The 16,346-nt window shown below is 63.9% G+C and carries 16 protein-coding genes; 12 read left to right on the top strand and 4 right to left on the bottom strand.

Going from position 1 to position 16,346, the window contains the following annotated elements:
* Positions 1-7: 7 nt before the first annotated feature.
* Positions 8-1,078, bottom strand: coding sequence for an aminoglycoside phosphotransferase family protein (locus AC56KW_RS03935; protein ID WP_497169412.1), 1,071 nt, complete (start codon positions 1,076-1,078; stop codon positions 8-10).
* 114 nt (positions 1,079-1,192) lie between these two features.
* On the opposite strand from AC56KW_RS03935, the gene AC56KW_RS03930 reads away from it, so the two are divergent.
* The 5 genes from AC56KW_RS03930 to AC56KW_RS03910 all read left to right on the top strand — a co-directional run bounded on the left by AC56KW_RS03930 (position 1,193) and on the right by AC56KW_RS03910 (position 7,186).
* On the top strand, positions 1,193-3,448 hold the full coding sequence (locus tag AC56KW_RS03930) for an LPS-assembly protein LptD (protein WP_497169411.1): 2,256 nt from the start codon (positions 1,193-1,195) through the stop codon (positions 3,446-3,448).
* Between the two features lie 85 nt (positions 3,449-3,533).
* Entirely contained in the window at positions 3,534-4,901 is a 1,368-nt protein-coding gene (locus AC56KW_RS03925) for a peptidylprolyl isomerase (RefSeq protein WP_497169410.1), read from the top strand.
* 4 nt (positions 4,902-4,905) lie between these two features.
* Positions 4,906-5,985: a 4-hydroxythreonine-4-phosphate dehydrogenase PdxA gene (pdxA, locus tag AC56KW_RS03920; RefSeq protein ID WP_497169409.1), complete on the top strand. Its 1,080-nt coding sequence runs from the start codon at positions 4,906-4,908 to the stop codon at positions 5,983-5,985.
* A 10-nt stretch (positions 5,986-5,995) separates the two neighbouring features.
* Positions 5,996-6,769 (top strand): 16S rRNA (adenine(1518)-N(6)/adenine(1519)-N(6))-dimethyltransferase RsmA, encoded by a 774-nt coding sequence (rsmA, locus tag AC56KW_RS03915; protein WP_497169408.1) that lies wholly within the window; start codon positions 5,996-5,998, stop codon positions 6,767-6,769.
* Positions 6,770-7,018: 249 nt separating this feature from the next.
* A complete protein-coding gene (locus AC56KW_RS03910; RefSeq protein WP_187271610.1) occupies positions 7,019-7,186 on the top strand; it encodes a hypothetical protein in 168 nt (55 codons plus the stop codon).
* A 179-nt stretch (positions 7,187-7,365) separates the two neighbouring features.
* Here the strand turns inward: AC56KW_RS03910 and AC56KW_RS03905 are convergent, their stop codons facing one another.
* Together AC56KW_RS03905 and AC56KW_RS03900 are read right to left on the bottom strand one after the other, a co-directional pair.
* Positions 7,366-8,004 carry a hypothetical protein gene (locus AC56KW_RS03905; protein WP_497169407.1) on the bottom strand — a complete coding sequence of 213 codons (639 nt, stop codon included), beginning with the start codon at positions 8,002-8,004 and terminating at the stop codon, positions 7,366-7,368.
* 19 nt (positions 8,005-8,023) lie between these two features.
* Entirely contained in the window at positions 8,024-8,611 is a 588-nt protein-coding gene (locus AC56KW_RS03900; protein ID WP_497169406.1) for a hypothetical protein, read from the bottom strand.
* Positions 8,612-8,839: 228 nt separating this feature from the next.
* On the opposite strand from AC56KW_RS03900, the gene AC56KW_RS03895 reads away from it, so the two are divergent.
* Positions 8,840-9,556, top strand: a complete 717-nt coding sequence (locus AC56KW_RS03895; protein WP_497169405.1) for an HAD family hydrolase — start codon at positions 8,840-8,842, stop codon at positions 9,554-9,556.
* Positions 9,557-9,662: 106 nt separating this feature from the next.
* Positions 9,663-10,688, top strand: coding sequence for a heat-inducible transcriptional repressor HrcA (hrcA, locus tag AC56KW_RS03890; RefSeq protein WP_497169404.1), 1,026 nt, complete (start codon positions 9,663-9,665; stop codon positions 10,686-10,688).
* Positions 10,689-10,772: 84 nt separating this feature from the next.
* On the opposite strand, the gene fur is transcribed toward hrcA, so the two are convergent.
* A complete protein-coding gene (gene fur, locus AC56KW_RS03885) occupies positions 10,773-11,204 on the bottom strand; it encodes a ferric iron uptake transcriptional regulator (RefSeq protein ID WP_497169403.1) in 432 nt (143 codons plus the stop codon).
* Positions 11,205-11,283: 79 nt separating this feature from the next.
* On the opposite strand from fur, the gene AC56KW_RS03880 reads away from it, so the two are divergent.
* The 5 genes from AC56KW_RS03880 to AC56KW_RS03860 all read left to right on the top strand — a co-directional run bounded on the left by AC56KW_RS03880 (position 11,284) and on the right by AC56KW_RS03860 (position 16,343).
* Positions 11,284-11,889, top strand: a complete 606-nt coding sequence (locus AC56KW_RS03880) for an outer membrane protein assembly factor BamE (RefSeq protein ID WP_497169402.1) — start codon at positions 11,284-11,286, stop codon at positions 11,887-11,889.
* A gap of 10 nt (positions 11,890-11,899) precedes the next feature.
* The gene (dapB, locus tag AC56KW_RS03875; RefSeq protein ID WP_497169401.1) at positions 11,900-12,709 is read left to right on the top strand and encodes a 4-hydroxy-tetrahydrodipicolinate reductase; all 810 of its coding nucleotides are present in this window, start codon (positions 11,900-11,902) and stop codon (positions 12,707-12,709) included.
* 2 nt (positions 12,710-12,711) lie between these two features.
* On the top strand, positions 12,712-13,038 hold the full coding sequence (locus AC56KW_RS03870) for a barstar family protein (RefSeq protein ID WP_497169400.1): 327 nt from the start codon (positions 12,712-12,714) through the stop codon (positions 13,036-13,038).
* Positions 13,039-13,164: 126 nt separating this feature from the next.
* Positions 13,165-15,819, top strand: a complete 2,655-nt coding sequence (gene leuS, locus AC56KW_RS03865; protein WP_497169399.1) for a leucine--tRNA ligase — start codon at positions 13,165-13,167, stop codon at positions 15,817-15,819.
* A gap of 8 nt (positions 15,820-15,827) precedes the next feature.
* Positions 15,828-16,343: an LPS-assembly lipoprotein LptE gene (locus AC56KW_RS03860; RefSeq protein WP_497169398.1), complete on the top strand. Its 516-nt coding sequence runs from the start codon at positions 15,828-15,830 to the stop codon at positions 16,341-16,343.
* Positions 16,344-16,346 lie beyond the last annotated feature (3 nt).

Raw genomic sequence — 16,346 nt, 5'->3', positions numbered from 1 at the left:
GCGGACCTCAGAACGTGTAGCCGACTTGCGGCGCCTTGTTGTCGAGGGCGTCGAGCAGGCGCAGCAGCGGCTTGAGCTCGGTGTAGCGGTTCGCCGTCTTGCGCACGTAGTCGAGCACCGTCGGCAGGTCGCCCATGTAGTGCGACTTGTTGTCGCGGTAGTTCAGGCGGCAGAAGATGCCGAGGATTTTCAGGTGGCGCTGCAGGGCCATGAACTCGAAGTCGCGGTAGAACGCGTCGATGTCCGGATTGACCGGCAGGCCGGCCTGCTTGGCGCTCTGCCAGTAGCGCACCACCCAGTCCAGCACGATCTCTTCGTCCCACTGGATGTAGGCGTCGCGCAGGAGCGAGGCCAGGTCATAGGTTACCGGGCCATACACGGCGTCCTGGAAATCGAGCACGCCGGGATTGAATTGGTCGAGGAACATCAGGTTACGCGAATGGAAATCGCGGTGCATGAACACCTGCTGCTGCGCCAGCACGTTCGCCGTGATCGCCTCGAACACCTTGGCGAGCAGGGCCTGCTGCTTGTCGTCCAGCGTCACGCCCAGGTGGCGGTTCAGGTACCACTCCGGGAAGATGTTCAGCTCGCGCAGGACGAAGGCGCGGTCGAACTCGGGCAGCACGCCCGGCTGGCTGGCCATCTGGAACTTGAGCAGGGCGTCGACCGCGTCGGAGTACATGAAGGCGGCGTTGTCGCTATCCAGGCGCGCGAGATACGTGGTGGTGCCCAGGTCGCCCAGCAGCAGGAAGCCGCGTTCGACGTCGCGCGCGGCGATCGCCGGCACGGTCACGCCGGCGTCGAACAGCAGGCCCTGCACGTGGATATAGGCCGGCACGTTCTCGCGTTCCGGTGGCGCATCCATGGCGACCAGGGTCGCGCCCAGTTTGTCCCGCATGGCGGGCACGACGTCGTAGCGGAAGTAGCGGCGAAAGCTCGCATCGACGGAGGCAGGACGGCCGCTTGCGACTTCCACCAGGCCGGTCGAGGCCAGCCATTCGTTCAACTGCGCCAGGCGCAGATCGGGATCAAGTGCGGCGCCGGCGGAAGTGGAAGAGTTTTGATACAAAGATGACATGAAGCGGCCTGACGAATCCGGTTGGTTGAGCTAATTCCCATATAATAAGGGATTCATTCTAAAAAAACCGCCCTTTATGGTGCATGTCCGATTTTCCATGAGCTGCGATTTTCCATGAGCTGGTCGTCACGACAACCTTTCCCACCGCGGCAGGTGCTCGCGCTCTACGCATTGGTTTCCGCCACCGCGGTCCCGGCATTCGCCCAGGGGGTTCCCCCGGCGCCCCAGGCTGAAGACGAACTCCCCGTCACCATCCAGGCCGAGGAGATCGGTGGCCGTCCCGACCGCCGGCTCGACCTGAACCGCAACGTCGAGATCACGCGCGGCCAGACCGGCATCACAGCCGATACCGCCTGCTACCTGCGGGTCGAGGACGAAGTCACCGCCACCGGCAACGTCAATATGTGGCGCTTCGGCGACCGCTACAAGGGCGATGAGCTGCAGCTGAACATGGAGACCGGCAAGGGCTACCTGCTCAACCCGACCTACCTCCTGGCCGAGACCAACGGCCAGGGCCGCGCCGACCGCATCGACTTTCTGGGCGAGCAGCAGGCCCTGGTGCGCAACGGCACCTACAGCACTTGCGAAGGTCCCGATCCCGACTGGTATCTCAAGTCGAGCACCCTGCGCCTGGACAGCGGCCGCGACGTCGGCACGGCCGGCAAGACCATCATCTATTTCAAGGACGTGCCCATCATCGGCACGCCGGCGATGTCGTTCTCGCTGTCCGGCCAGCGCCGCTCCGGCTGGCTGCCGCCCACGGTGGGCTTCGGTTCGCAGGGCAAGGCCGAGGTGATGGTGCCGTACTACGTCAACATCGCCCCCAACCGCGACCTGACGCTGTATCCGCGCATGATGTTCGACCGCGGCTTCCAGATGGGCGCCACCGGCCGCTACCTCGGCAGCACCTATATGGGCGAGACCCACATCGAGGTGTTGCCGGACGACCGAGAAACGAATACCACGCGCTGGCGCGTCGACTCGCTGCACAACCAGACGATCGCGCCCAACTGGTCGTACGGCTGGAACCTGCACGGCGCCTCGGACGACGAATACCCGTCCGACTTCTCGCGCACCGTCTCGGCCAGCGCCGAACGCCAGCTGCTGCGCGAACTGCGCACCGATTACTATGGCCAGTTCTGGAGCCTGACCGCGCGCGCCCAGAACTACCAGGTGCTGCAAGACCCGGCCGCCGCGACCAATCCGAGCCTGACGGTGCCGCGCCCCTACGACCGCCTGCCGCAGATTAACTTCCGCGCCGCGCGCTACGACGTGGCCGGTTTCGACTGGTCGATCGACGCCGAGGCGACCCGCTTCGACCACCCCACCGACATCGGCGGCAACCGCGCCGTGGTGCAGGGGCAGGTCAGCTATCCGATCGTGCGTCCGGGCTGGTTCGTCACGCCCAAGCTGATGTACAACGCGGCCAAGTACGATCTCGAAGAGCATCGCAGCCGGCCCGGCCTGCCCACCAAGCTGTCGCGCACGATCCCGACCGTCTCGCTCGACAGCGGCATGGTGTTCGAGCGCCAGACCACGCTGTTCGGCGGCGCCGCGACCCAGACCCTGGAGCCGCGCCTGTTCTACGTCTACACGCCGTACGAAGACCAGAGCGATGTCCCGCTGTTCGACACCGGCCGCGCCGGCTTCAACTACGCCCAGCTGTTCTCCGAGAACCGCTACGTGGGCCTGGACCGCGTGTCCGACGCCAACCAGATGACGGCGGCCCTGGTGTCGCGCTTCATCCAGGAAGACGGCGCCGAGCGCCTGCGCCTGGCCTTCGGCCAGCGCCTGTACTTCGAAGAGCCGCGCGTGCGGCTCCCGGGCGAAACCGAGCACAAGAGCCGTTCCGACGTGCTGCTGGCCGCTTCGGGCACCATTTCCGAGTCCTGGACCTTCGATAGCGGCGTACAATACGATGCATCCGGAAGCAGTTTGTACAGTTCGAATGTCGGTGTACAGTGGCGTCCGGGGCAGATGAAGGTGTTGAATGCCGAATACCGTTATCAGCGTGACAGCTTCCGCAACATCGACTTTTCGGCGCAGTGGCCGATCGGGCGGCGCTGGTATGGCGTGGGCCGGGTCAGCTATGCGCTGCGGTCGTATGGCGTGGGGCAGCCGAGCAACAATCCAGCGACCGGCGGCAAGCTGATCGAGAGCCTGATCGGTCTCGAATATAAGGCCGATTGCTGGGTGTTCCGGATGGGTGCGCAGCGCTTCGTGACCGCGGCCCAGGAAACGTCGACGCCGATCTTCTTCCAGCTCGAGCTCAATGGCTTGTCGCGCCTGGGCCTGGGCAACCCGCTCGAGTCGTTCAACAAGAGCATCCCGGGCTATACGCGACTGAATACCGGAATCGGACGGCCATAAGCCAGCGTTCAGACTAGCCGTCCATACTAGCCGTCCATGATTCGTCGTCCACGATGTGAACTATCCTGAAATGAGTGCTTTCCAGATGATGCGTACTACCCGTTTGCAGTCCCTCCAGATGGCGGCAGCATTGCTGTGCGCGCTAACCGCAGGCCAGGCGCTGGCCCAGGCCGACACGCCGGCGACCGGCGGCGGCTTCCTGCCGCCCGCGTCGGCCAACGCCAAGGTGGTCGATTCGATCCAGGTCGTCGTCAATGACGAAGTGATCACCCGCAACGAAGTGGCGGGCCGCGTAACCCAGGTCACCCAGAACATGAAGGCGCGTAACGCCCAGATGCCCGACCCGGCCACCATGGAGCGGCAAGTGCTCGAGGCGATGATCGTCGAACGCGCCCAATTGCAGCTGGCGAAAGAAATGGGCGTCAAGGTCGACGACCGCACCCTGGACGCCACCATCGGCCGCATCGCCGAGAATCAAAAGATGTCGGTGCAGGACATGCGCAACCAGATGGAAAAAGAGGGCATGCCGTTCTCTCAGTTCCGCGAAGACATCCGCAACGAGATCATGATGCAGCGCCTGCGCGAGCACGAGGTCGACAGCAAGGTCCAGGTCTCGGAAGCCGAGATCGACACCTATATGGCCGCCGCCAAGGCCGCCGAGGCCGACCGCATCGAGGTCGACATCTCGCAGATCCTGGTGCGCGTCCCCGAAAACGCCTCGCCCGAGCAGATCGCCGCCCGCGCCGCGCGCGCCGAGGAAGTGATGCGTCAATTGCGCACCGGCGCCGACTTCGCGCGCATGGCCTCGACCTATTCCGACGCGCCCGATGCGCTCAAGGGCGGCGAGATCGGCTGGCGCGACGCCGACCGCTTGCCGCCGATGTTTTCGACCGAGCTGCGCAAGCTCGAGGCCGGCCAGGTGACCCCGATCCTCAAGACCAACGTCGGCTTCCACATCCTGAAACTGGCCGGCAAGCGTCCGCTGGGCGGCGAGACCGAAAAATCGGTGGTCGAGCAGACCCACGCGCGCCACATCCTGATCAAGGTCACTCCGACCATGACCGAGGGCGAGGTCAAGCGCAAGCTGCTCGAGCTCAAGGAAAAGATGGACAACAATGCCGGTACCTTCGAAGACCTGGCGCGCCTGCACTCGCAAGACGGTTCGGCTGCCAAGGGCGGCGACCTGGGCTGGCTGTACCCGGGCGACACCGTGCCGGAATTCGAGACCGCGATGAACGAACTCAAACCGGGCCAGGTCTCCGACGTGGTCCAGTCGCCGTTCGGTTTCCACCTGATCCAGGTCATCGGACGCAAGAGCGAAGACGTGACCTTGCAGAAGGAGCGCAATGTGGCGCGCCAGGTCCTGCGCGATCGCAAAATGCAGGAAGCGATGGAAGACTGGATGCGCCAGGTGCGCGACCGCGCCTACGTCGAGTTCCGCGAGGAGCAGTAACACCATGGTTGCGCCACAGGCGCCCGAGCGCCCGTTGGCGCACCAGAGGCCCGTCCTGGCGATCACGGTCGGCGAGCCGGCGGGCATCGGCCCCGAGATCGCGATCCGCGCCGCCTGGGCCTTGCGCGAGCAGGCCAACTGCGTGCTGATCGGCGACGCCGCCTTCCTGGCGCTGACCGCCAGCTTGATCGATCCGTCGATCCGCCTGGCGGCGCTGTCGACCCAGGCGCTGCGCAATGGCGGCCTGCCGCATTTCGGCCTCGAGCGCCTGGCGGTGGTCGACGTGCCGCTGGCCGCGCACGTGGTGCCGGGCCAGCTCGATCCCGAGAACGGGCTGGCGGTACTGGCCACGCTCGACCTGGCCATCGAAGGCTGCGCCTGCGGATGGTTCGACGCCATCGTCACCGCGCCACTGCAAAAAAGCACGATCAACGACGCCGGCATCGCGTTTTCGGGCCACACCGAATACCTGGCCGAGAAAACGGGCACGCCCAAGGTGGTCATGATGCTGGCCGGCGCGCCGGCGGGCGACCAGCCTTATTTGCGGGTCGCGCTGGCGACCACCCACCTGCCCCTGAAGGATGTCCCCGGCGCGCTCACGCGCGAGAACCTGGCCCAGGTGCTCGACATCCTGCACGCCGACCTGCGCGATAAATTCGGCATCGCGGCGCCCGTGATCCTGGTCACCGGCCTGAATCCGCACGCTGGCGAGAACGGCTATCTGGGCCGCGAAGAGATCGACGTCATCACGCCGGTGCTCGACGCTGCGCGAAGCCGCGGCATCGACGCGCGCGGCCCGTATCCGGCCGACACGCTGTTCCAGCCCAAATACCTGAAGGACGCCGACTGCGTGCTGGCGATGTACCACGACCAGGGCTTGCCGGTACTGAAGCACGCCACCTTCGGGCGCGGCATCAACGTCACCCTGGGCCTGCCGCTGGTGCGCACCTCGGTCGACCATGGCACCGCCCTCGACCTCGCCGCCCAGGGCCTGGGCCTGGCCGACTGCGGCAGCATGGAAGAGGCGATCCGCGCCGCCATGCACATGGTGGCCGCACGCCGCGGCGGCGCCACGAATACTTGAGAAAGCAATAATGAAACACGTCGCACGCAAGCGCTTCGGCCAGAATTTCCTGACCGATGACAATGTCTTGAACAATATTATCGACGCCATCGGACCACGCCGGGGCGAGGCCATCGTCGAGATCGGCCCGGGCCTGGCGGCGATGACGGCGCTGCTGCTCAAGTCGCTCGACCACATGCATGTGGTCGAGCTGGACCGCGACCTGGTGGCGCGCCTCGAAAAAGCCTATCCGCGCGAACGCCTCACGGTGCACTCGGGCGACGCGCTCAAGTTCGATTTCGGGACGATCCCGGTGCCGGAAGGGCAGAAGCTGCGCGTGGTCGGCAACCTGCCTTATAACATCTCGAGCCCGCTGCTATTTCACCTGACCGAATTCGCCCACCTGATCGAGGACCAGCATTTCATGCTGCAGAAGGAAGTGGTCGAGCGCATGGTGGCCGAGCCGGGCACCAAGGCGTACAGCCGCCTGTCGGTGATGCTGCAGTGGCGCTACGACATGGCGATGCTGTTCATCGTGCCGCCGACCGCCTTCGATCCGCCGCCGCAAGTCGAGTCGGCCATCGTGCGCATGGTCCCGACCCGTCGCCAGCTGCCATGCGACGGCAAGCGCCTGGAAGCCGTGGTGGCCAAGGCCTTCTCGCAGCGCCGCAAGGTGATCCGCAACTGCGTGGCCGGCATGTTCACCGAAGCGCAATTGGTCGAGGCCGGGATCGACCCCGGCCTGCGCCCGGAAGCGGTCACCCTGGAACAGTACGTCGCGCTGGCTAACTTGCCCGTTTCGTAACATCCGCCGGTCGGCTGCGCCGTACGCGCGGCCAACACGATCTACCCATCAGCGCCGCCCGCCGGCGCTTTTTTACGTCCAGAACCCGCTCTGCTGCGCCGCAGCATACGGGTTATCACGTATTCCAGGCACCTTGGCCCGCGTTTTATGCAGTCCGTCGCATCCTGCTGGAAGCCAGTGAAGCCATTTTCTATAGTGCTCACATGGACAGCCGATCCGGCGTCCCAACCGACCAGCAAGGAGCATACAATGAACGTCCTCAAGCACATGGAAGCCATTTTCATCGCCGCCGCCATCCTCGCCGGCTTCAGCAGCTACGCGGTGGCCGCCAATGCGCGCTCGGTCGAGGCTTACCAGTCCCAGGTGTCGGTCGGCATGGAAAAGATCGCCGTGGTGAAGGTCAGCGCCGCACGCTGAGCGCGGCCCGGTTAGCCGCATGAGAAAACGCGGGCAAAAAAAAGCCCGCTCAGAGAGCGGGCTGAAATCCAATTCTTTTCTGAGGAGAGTTGGAGGAGACAGGAGTTATTATGCTGCGCGGCAGCATATAAGTCTAATTTCCCTTTCAAATACTCGACATAAGAATTGTGTATATCTGCTTAGCCTGGTGCTGCGACGCAGTTGACCGCGATATTGGTCACTTCCGCGTTGGGCATCCGGCCGGTCCCGTTGACCACGGTGCAGACCTGGCCGGTTGGCTGGGCGATCACGACCACGCCATAGGTCGTGTCATAGGGGACGGCGGGCAGTGCGAAGTCGATCGGCGTGGTCACGCCAGATGTCCAATCGACCGCTCCGCTGCCGCCGGTACTGCCGTTGGCCAGCACCAGGCCATCCGCAGTCAAGCCATTGACCTTGCCTTTCAGTGCGAATGCATTGACGTAGCAAACGAAGGTGATGTTGATGTCCGCCAGCCGGCCTGCCGTATCGTTGAAATTCGGGATCGTGTTGGGCAAGTCGGTGCATGTGTCCTGGAATTGCGGCCGCGACTTGAAGGTCACGTTGTAGACATCACCATACTCGAGCTTGTTCGGGAAGGCGAAGCTGACCGTGCCGCCGGGTGTGGACGGCACCGGGATGGCGATTTCCTGGCCATTGGTTTGCAGGACTGCGCCGGGATAGACGATGCCGGCGATGGTGCCCTTGACAACAAACTCGGCTTTATCGCTGCCGCCACAGCCGGCCAGGCCCGCGGCCAGGGCCAGCGCGAGCGCCGGACGGATCAGGGAAGACTTCATGCTTGAGGCTCCAGGAAAATTAAGGGGTGCAGGTAACGGCGACATTGGTAATGGCCGTCGGTCCGACGACGCCGCTGCCGTTGCTGACCGTGCAGGTCTGGTCGGCAGGCTGGCGCAGGATCGTCACGCCGTATGGCGAGTCTTCGGGAACGTCGGTCATCTTGAACGAGGTTGCACCCGCCGCGACCGTCACATTGTCCGAACCGTTGACCAGGACCAGTTCGCCCTTCAGGTTGCTGATCGTGCCCGACAGCGCGTGGCGGTTCAGGTCACAGGTGATGTAGACGGTGTACACGTGGTAACCCGCACGGCCGCTCGCGTTCTCGATCCTGCAATCGCTGACGTTCGACGGCCGGGACTTGATTTCGACGTTATAGCGGTCATCGGTTGAAATCAGGTTGTCGAAACGCCACTGGCCTGCGCCAGAACCGTTCGATGGCGGCTGGATGGCGTAGTCCGAACCACCGTTATTGGTCACGACCAGGCCGGTTTTCGTCACGCCGGCGAACTCGCCGCCCAGCAGCAGCTGGCCATCGTCGCCACCGCAGGCGCTCAAGGCGACCGCGCATGCCAGCGCCGCACCGGCACGCAGGTAGGAACTCTTCATAACATCTCCAAATAATCTAGCGGGAAAGCGCAGCTGCGCGGTTGGAATAGAAAAATCGCTCAACATTTTAGTCCATTTGGCAAGCAGCCGGTCCATTTCAGGCGCATTTGGTTTTGTATCATGGTGTAACCAGGATTTAACAAGGGCAATACGTTTTGTGCGCACATTGCATTTGGATGGGGTCATCGCTATCCTTGGGACGCCCCATTCCCCCCTTACTGGAAGCCGATGACCCGCCGCCGACCCTGGCCCAAAGCTGTCTTGTTCGACCTCGACGATACCCTGTGGCCGATCGCGCCGGTGATCCTGGAAGCCGAAAAACTGTTGTATGCCTGGCTCGGCGCGCATGCGCCGCGGGTCGCCGAGCGCTTTACCATCGACAGCCTGCGCCAGGCGCGCCTGGAATTGCTGGCCAATCGCCCCGAATTCGGGATCGACCTGGGGGCGCTGCGCCATGCCGGCCTGGTCGCCGCCTTCGAACAGGTGGGCGAGGACCCCGGCAAGGTCGCACTGGCGATGACCGAGTTCTTTGCCGCCCGCAACGCCGTGACGCCGTACGACGATGTGGTGCCGGGCCTCGAGCGCCTGAAGAAACAGGTGCTGGTCGGCTCGGTCACCAATGGCGTGGCGGATTTGCACACCATCGGCCTGGCCCACCATTTCCAGGCATCGGTGGCGGCGCGCGAGTTCGGCCGCGCCAAGCCCGACCCCGGCATTTTCCTGGCCGGCTGCGCGGCGCTGAACGTGGCGCCATCGGACACCTTGTACGTGGGCGACGATCTGCTGCTGGACGTGCAGGGCGCCCAGCGCGCCGGCCTGCGCGCGGCCTGGATGAACCGGACCGGCAAGCTCAACGAACTGGCCCATGACGTCAAGCCCGATGTCGAGGTGAGTAGCCTGGACGGGTTGCTCGACTGGTTGGAGACGTCCCACGTGCACGAATAACAGGGCTGAACATGCGTCACAGCAAGCCTTGTGCTGCCGTGCCACGCCCCAACCTGCCTATAATACTTGTGCTCATTACGTGCGCCACTAAACGTTTCCTGGAATCATGCAACTCGACCACCGTGCCCATACCCTGCTCAAAGCGCTCGTCGAACGCTATATCGCCGATGGTCAGCCGGTAGGTTCGCGCGCGCTGTCCAAGCTGTCGGGCCTGGAATTGTCGCCGGCCACCATCCGCAACGTCATGGCCGACCTCGAGGACATGGGTTTCGTGGCCAGTCCACATACCTCGGCCGGCCGCATCCCGACTCCGCGCGGCTACCGCGTGTTCGTCGACACCTTGCTGACGGTGGGGCCGATCGACGACAAGGCGGTCGATGCCGAGCGCATGCGCCTGCCCCCGCCACTGGCCAACCAGCAGCCGCAAAAGCTGATCGCCAATGCGGCGCAGATGCTGTCCTCGCTGTCGCAGTTCGCCGGCGTGGTGCAGAGCCCGCGCCGCGAGTCGGTGTTCCAGCAGATCGAATTCCTGCGCCTGGGCGAAAAACGCATCCTGCTGGTGATCGTCGACCCGCGCGGCGACGTGCAGAACCGCCTGCTGTTGCTCGACAAGGATTATTCCCCTTCGCAACTGACCCAGTCGGCCAACTACCTCAACCAGAATTTCGCCGGCCTGTCGTTCGACGAGGTACGCAAGCGCCTGAGCGGCGAACTGCAGCAGCTGCGCGACGACATGGGGCGCCTGATGCAGGCGGCGGTCGAGGCCGGCAGCGAGGCGATGGCCGAAGGCGACGACATGGTCATCGCCGGCGAGCGCAACCTGCTGGTGTCCGACCTGTCGTCGAATATGAGTTCGCTGCGCCAGATGTTCGAGATGTTCGAGCAAAAAACCGGCCTGATGCAGTTGCTGGACGTGTCGAGCAAGGCAGGCGGCGTGCAGATCTTCATCGGCGGCGAGTCGAAGCTGGTGCCGATGGACGACATGAGCGTGGTGACGGCGCCGTATGCGGTCGACGGCCGCATCGTCGGCACCCTCGGTGTGATCGGGCCGACCCGGATGGCGTACGAAAGGGTGATCCCGATCGTCGATATCACGGCCAAGCTGCTGTCGAACGCGCTCAGCCATTCCTGAAACGGCGCCCCGTTTTGCGAAAAAAAGGCGCATGGGGAAACCCAGGCGCCTTTTTTCTGTGCTCGCGAAAGCGGGCGGCAGGCTTTATGCAGGCTTGTTGATGCCCCGGCACTGCGGGCAGCTGCCGTAGATCGCGAGCGCGTGCTCGACGATCGTGAAGCCATGCTGCTCAGCAATCATCTGCTGGCGTTTTTCGATCTCGTCGTCGTAGAACTCTTCGACGCGGCCGCAGGTGACGCAGACCAGGTGGTCATGGTGCGAACCGGCGTTGAGCTCGTAAATCGCCTTGCCGGTCTCGAAATGGTTGCGGTTGAGCAGGCCAGCCTGCTCGAACTGGGTCAATACGCGGTAGACGGTCGCGAGACCCACGTCCATATTGTCAGCCAATAGGATCTTGTAGACGTCTTCCGCCGTCAAATGCCGTACGGAGCTGTTCTGGAAGATTTCCAGGATTTTCAGTCGTGGCAGCGTGGCCTTGAGGCCGCTCGCCTTCAGGTCGGTCGGGTTGTTACTCATGTTTGTTACTCGAATATTGGCGGAGTGCTTTATGATATAGCGTTTTGAAAGCTCCCGCTCGAACGTTTTGAGGTTAACTATGCGCGTCAAACAAGCCGTATTCCATCGATTCTCCGCCAAAGCAGCGCTGGCGGCGGGTCTCGCCTGCACGTTGACGCTGTCCGGCTGCGCATCCTGGCGCAACCAGACACGCCCGGCGCCGCCGGTGGCGACGGATGCGGCCGCCACTGCGGCCGACGCGGAACAATCGGCCGCGATCGCCAATGCGGGCGCGCAAACCGTCCAGGCGACGCGCCTGCAAAAGTTCCTGTGGATCTTCTCGCCTTACCGTCCGGACATTCAGCAGGGCAACTTCGTTTCGCAAGAGATGCTCAATCAACTCAAGGCCGGCCAGACCCGCGACCAGGTGCGTTTCCTGCTCGGTTCGCCGCTGATGATGGATGCCTTCCACGCCGACCGTTGGGACTACCCGTTCTACCTGGCGCGCGGCAATGGCGAGCTGACCACCAGCCGCGTGACCGTGTTCTTCAAGGACGACGTGGTCGAACGTTTCGAGGGCGGCAACCTTCCGAGCGAGCGCGACTACATCGACCGCATCGCCGGTCCGTCGAAGGGCAGCAAGGATCATCCCGAACGTCGCCCGGTAGAGCCGGCCAAGGTTGCGGCACCTGCAACCCAGCAATAAGGAGGCGAGCATGACGATGTTGAATATCGCCGTCGCCGGCGCCAGCGGCCGCATGGGCCGCATGCTGATCGAAGCCATCCAGGACGCTCCCGACGCGCGCCTGGCCGGCGCCCTCGACGTGCCCGGCTCGCCCTTCATCGGCCAGGACGCGGGCGCCTTCGCCGGCATCCTGACCGGCGTGGTCATCGAGGACAGCATCAGGCACGGCCTGCACAATGCCGACATCCTGATCGACTTCACCCGCCCCGAAGGCACCCTGCAGCACCTCGAATACTGCGCCGCCAACGGCAAGCAGATGGTGATCGGCACCACCGGCTTCGATGACGCCGGCAAGGCTGCCATCGCGCTGGCCGCCGAAAAGATCGGCGTGGTGTTCGCCCCGAACATGAGCGTCGGCGTGAACGTCACCCTCAAGCTGCTCGAAGTGGCCGCCAAGAGCTTTTCCGAAGGCTATGACATCGAGATCGTCGAGGCGCACCACCGTCACAAGGTCGATGCGCCATCGGGCACCGCGCTCAAGATGGGCGAAGTCATTGCTGACGCACTCGGCCGCGACCTCAAGGAATGCGCCGTGTACGGCCGCGAAGGCGTGACCGGCGAACGCGATCCGTCGACCATCGGCTTTGCCACCGTGCGTGGCGGCGACGTGGTGGGCGACCACACGGTGATGTTCCTCGGCGCCGGCGAGCGGATCGAGATCAGCCACAAGTCGAGCAGCCGCGTGACCTATGCCCACGGCTCGCTGCGCGCCGCGCGCTTCCTGGCGGACAAGGCCAACGGCCTGTTCGACATGCAGGACGTGCTGGGCCTGAAAGGTTGAACATGGCAGTGGCAGAACTGAACGGCGCCGCCATCATTGACGAAGCCTCGTTCCACCAGCAGAGCCGCGAGGCCTTCGGTTTCCCGGCCGACTATGCGGACAGCATCGACGCCTGGGTCGACTGCATGAGCTATCTGCGCGACGACGAGAACATGACCAGGTTCCGCCTCAAGCCGAACGAGGTGCTGGAGATCGTCATCCTCGAGGCAGACAAGTTCAAGGCGGCCGCGCCAGACCTGCTGGAAGAGCTGGCCTTTTGCGTCGGCGGCATCAACGAACGCTACGAGGATTACGGCGAGAAACCGGCGCTGGCACTGGTGTTGCGCTAATCACGAGGCAGCGTTCAGCGGACGCTGCCTTTTTCATTTTCCCCTCCCGTACCGCGCTATGCCGCAGTGCAAAATGAACGGGTTATAATGACCGGTTCCACATCCCACATAACGTCTGCAGAAATCATGCAAGAAAAATATAGTCCAGCCGAAGTAGAACAGGCCGCCCAGGCCTACTGGAAGTCGATCGACGCCTACAAAGCCGTCGAAAACGACCCGCGTTTCCCGAAAGGCAAATATTACGCCTGCTCGATGCTGCCCTACCCATCGGGCAAGCTGCACATGGGTCACGTGCGCAACTATACGATCAACGACGTGATGTACCGCTACCTGCGGATGAGCGGCTACAACGTCCTGATGCCGATGGGCTGGGACGCGTTTGGCATGCCGGCCGAAAACGCGGCGATGGCCAACAACGTGCCGCCGGCCGAATGGACCTATTCGAACATCGCCCACATGCGTGGCCAGATGGAGTCGATGGGCCTGGCGATCGACTGGTCGCGCGAAATGACCGCCTGCAAGCCGGACTACTACAAGTGGAACCAGTGGATGTTCCTCAAAATGCTCGAGAAGGGCATCATCTACCAGAAGACCGGCACCGTGAACTGGGACCCGGTCGACCAGACCGTGCTGGCCAACGAACAGGTCGTGGATGGTCGCGGCTGGCGTTCGGGCGCGCTGATCGAAAAGCGCGAGATCCCGATGTACTACGTGCGCATCACCGAGTACGCCGACGAGCTGCTCGACCACGTCGACAACAAGCTGCCGGGCTGGCCGGAGCGCGTGCGCACCATGCAGGCCAACTGGATCGGCAAGTCGACCGGCGTGCGCTTCGCCTTCCCGCACAGCGTGAAGGACGATAGCGGCGCCGCGATCGGCGACGGCAAGCTGTACGTGTTCACTACCCGCGCCGACACCATCATGGGCGTGACCTTCTGCGCCGTGGCGCCGGAACATCCGCTGGCCCAGCATGCGGCCCGCAACAACCCGGCACTGCAGGAATTCATCGCCGAGTGCAAGATGGGCTCCGTGATCGAAGCCGACATGGCGACCATGGAGAAGAAGGGCATGCCGACCGGCCTGTTCGTCACCCATCCGGTCACGCAAGAACAGATTCCGGTCTGGATCGGCAACTACGTCCTGATCACCTACGGCGACGGCGCCGTGATGGGCGTGCCGGCGCACGACGAGCGCGACTTCGGCTTCGCGAAGAAATACAACCTCCCGATCAAGCAGGTCGTGGCGGTCGAAGGGCAGGAATTCTCGCTCGACGCCTGGCAGGAGTGGTACGGCGACAAGGACAACGGTCGCACCATCAACTCGGGCAAGTACGACGGCCTCGATTACACCTCGGCCGTCAACGCGGTCGCCGGCGAGCTGGCAGAACAGGGCCTGGGCGAGAAGAAGACCACCTTCCGCCTGCGCGACTGGGGCATCTCGCGCCAGCGCTACTGGGGCACCCCGATCCCGATGATCCACTGCGGCGAGTGCGGCGCGGTGCCGGTGCCCGAGGCCGACCTGCCGGTCGTGCTGCCCGAGCACCTGGTCCCGGACGGCACCGGCAACCCGCTGAACAAGGACGAAGCCTTCCTCAGGTGCGACTGCCCGAAGTGCGGCAAGCCGGCGCGCCGCGAGACCGACACGATGGACACCTTCATCGATTCGTCGTGGTACTACATGCGCTATACCTCGCCGGGTTCGAACGAGGCGATGGTCGACGCCCGCAACGATTACTGGATGCCGATGGACCAGTACATCGGCGGCATCGAACACGCCGTCATGCACCTGCTGTACGCGCGCTTCTGGACCAAGGTGATGCGCGACTTCGGCCTCGTGAAATTCGACGAGCCGTTCGTCAACCTGCTCACGCAAGGCATGGTGCTCAACGAAACGTATTATCGTGAAGACGCGTCGAGCAAGAAGACCTGGTTCAACCCGGCCGACGTCGAACTGACCTTCGACGACAAGGGCCGCCCACAGAGCGCGGTGCTCAAGCTTGACGCCCAGCCGGTGGAGATCGGCGGCACCGAGAAGATGTCGAAGTCGAAGAACAACGGCATCGACCCGCAAGCCCAGATCGAGCAGTACGGCGCCGACACCGCGCGCCTGTTTACGATGTTCGCCTCGCCGCCTGAGCAGACCCTGGAATGGTCGAACAGCGGCGTCGAGGGCGCCAGCCGCTTCCTGCGCCGCGTGTGGGCCTTCGGCTACGCGCAGCGCGACCGAATTTCCTCCACCTTCGCGGCGTCGTTCAACGGCACCGCACAAGGCACTTTGAGCAACGACCAGAAGACGCTGCGGCGCGAAGTGCACAAGGTGCTGCAGCAGGCCGACTACGACCTGAAGCGCATCCAGTACAACACCGTGGTGTCGGCCTGCATGAAGATGCTCAACACGCTGGAGTCAAGCAAGCTGGACGACTCCGCGGCCTCGAACGCGATCATCGCCGAAGGCTTCTCGATCTTCCTGCGCCTGCTGAACCCGGTCGCGCCGCACATCACCCACGCGCTGTGGCAGGAGCTCGGCTTCGCCCAGGCCCACGGCGACATCCTGAACGCGGCCTGGCCGCAGGTCGACCCGGCCGCGCTCGAACAATCCGAGATCGAGATGATGATCCAGGTGAACGGCAAGCTGCGCGGCTCGGTCAAGGTGCCGAAGGAAGCCGACAAGGCCGCCATCGAGGCCGCCGCCCTGGCTTCCGAGGCGGTGCAGAAGTTCATCGAAGGCACGCCGAAGAAGGTCATCGTGGTGCCCGGCAAACTCGTCAACATCGTGGTGTAAGGATGACCATGTCGAACAAGACCCTGGTGCGTGCGTTGGCTGCGATATTGATGGCCGCAGTCCTTGCGGGCTGCGGTTTCAAGCTGCGCGGCAGCGACGGCCAGTACAACCTGCCGTTCCAGAGCATCTGGCTGTCGTTCAACGAAGCCTCGCCGCTGGGCACGGAGCTCAAGCGCAACCTGCGCGCGGGCGACACCGTGCGCATCGAGAACGATGCTTCCAAGGCCGAGGCCCTGTTCGACGTGATCAGCGAATCGCGCGGCAAGTCGATCCTGTCGCTCAACAGCCTGGGCCGGGTACGCGAGTACTCGCTCAGCTACACCCTGGTGTTCCAGGTGCGCGACGCCAACAACCGCCAGTTGCTGGCGCCGACCGAGATCACCCTGCGCCGCAATATCGCCTTCGACGAAGGGCAGGTGCTGGCCAAGGAATCCGAAGAAGCGCTGCTGTACCGCGACATGCAGTCCGACCTGGTGCAGCAGATCCTGCGCCGCCTGGCGGCGATCAAGCCGGCAGGCGCCTGAGAA

It is taken from the genome of Telluria sp. RT2P19 (assembly GCF_059685725.1).
The sequence above is the reverse complement of the archived record's forward strand: the minus strand, read 5'-3'. Positions and strand labels throughout refer to the sequence as shown.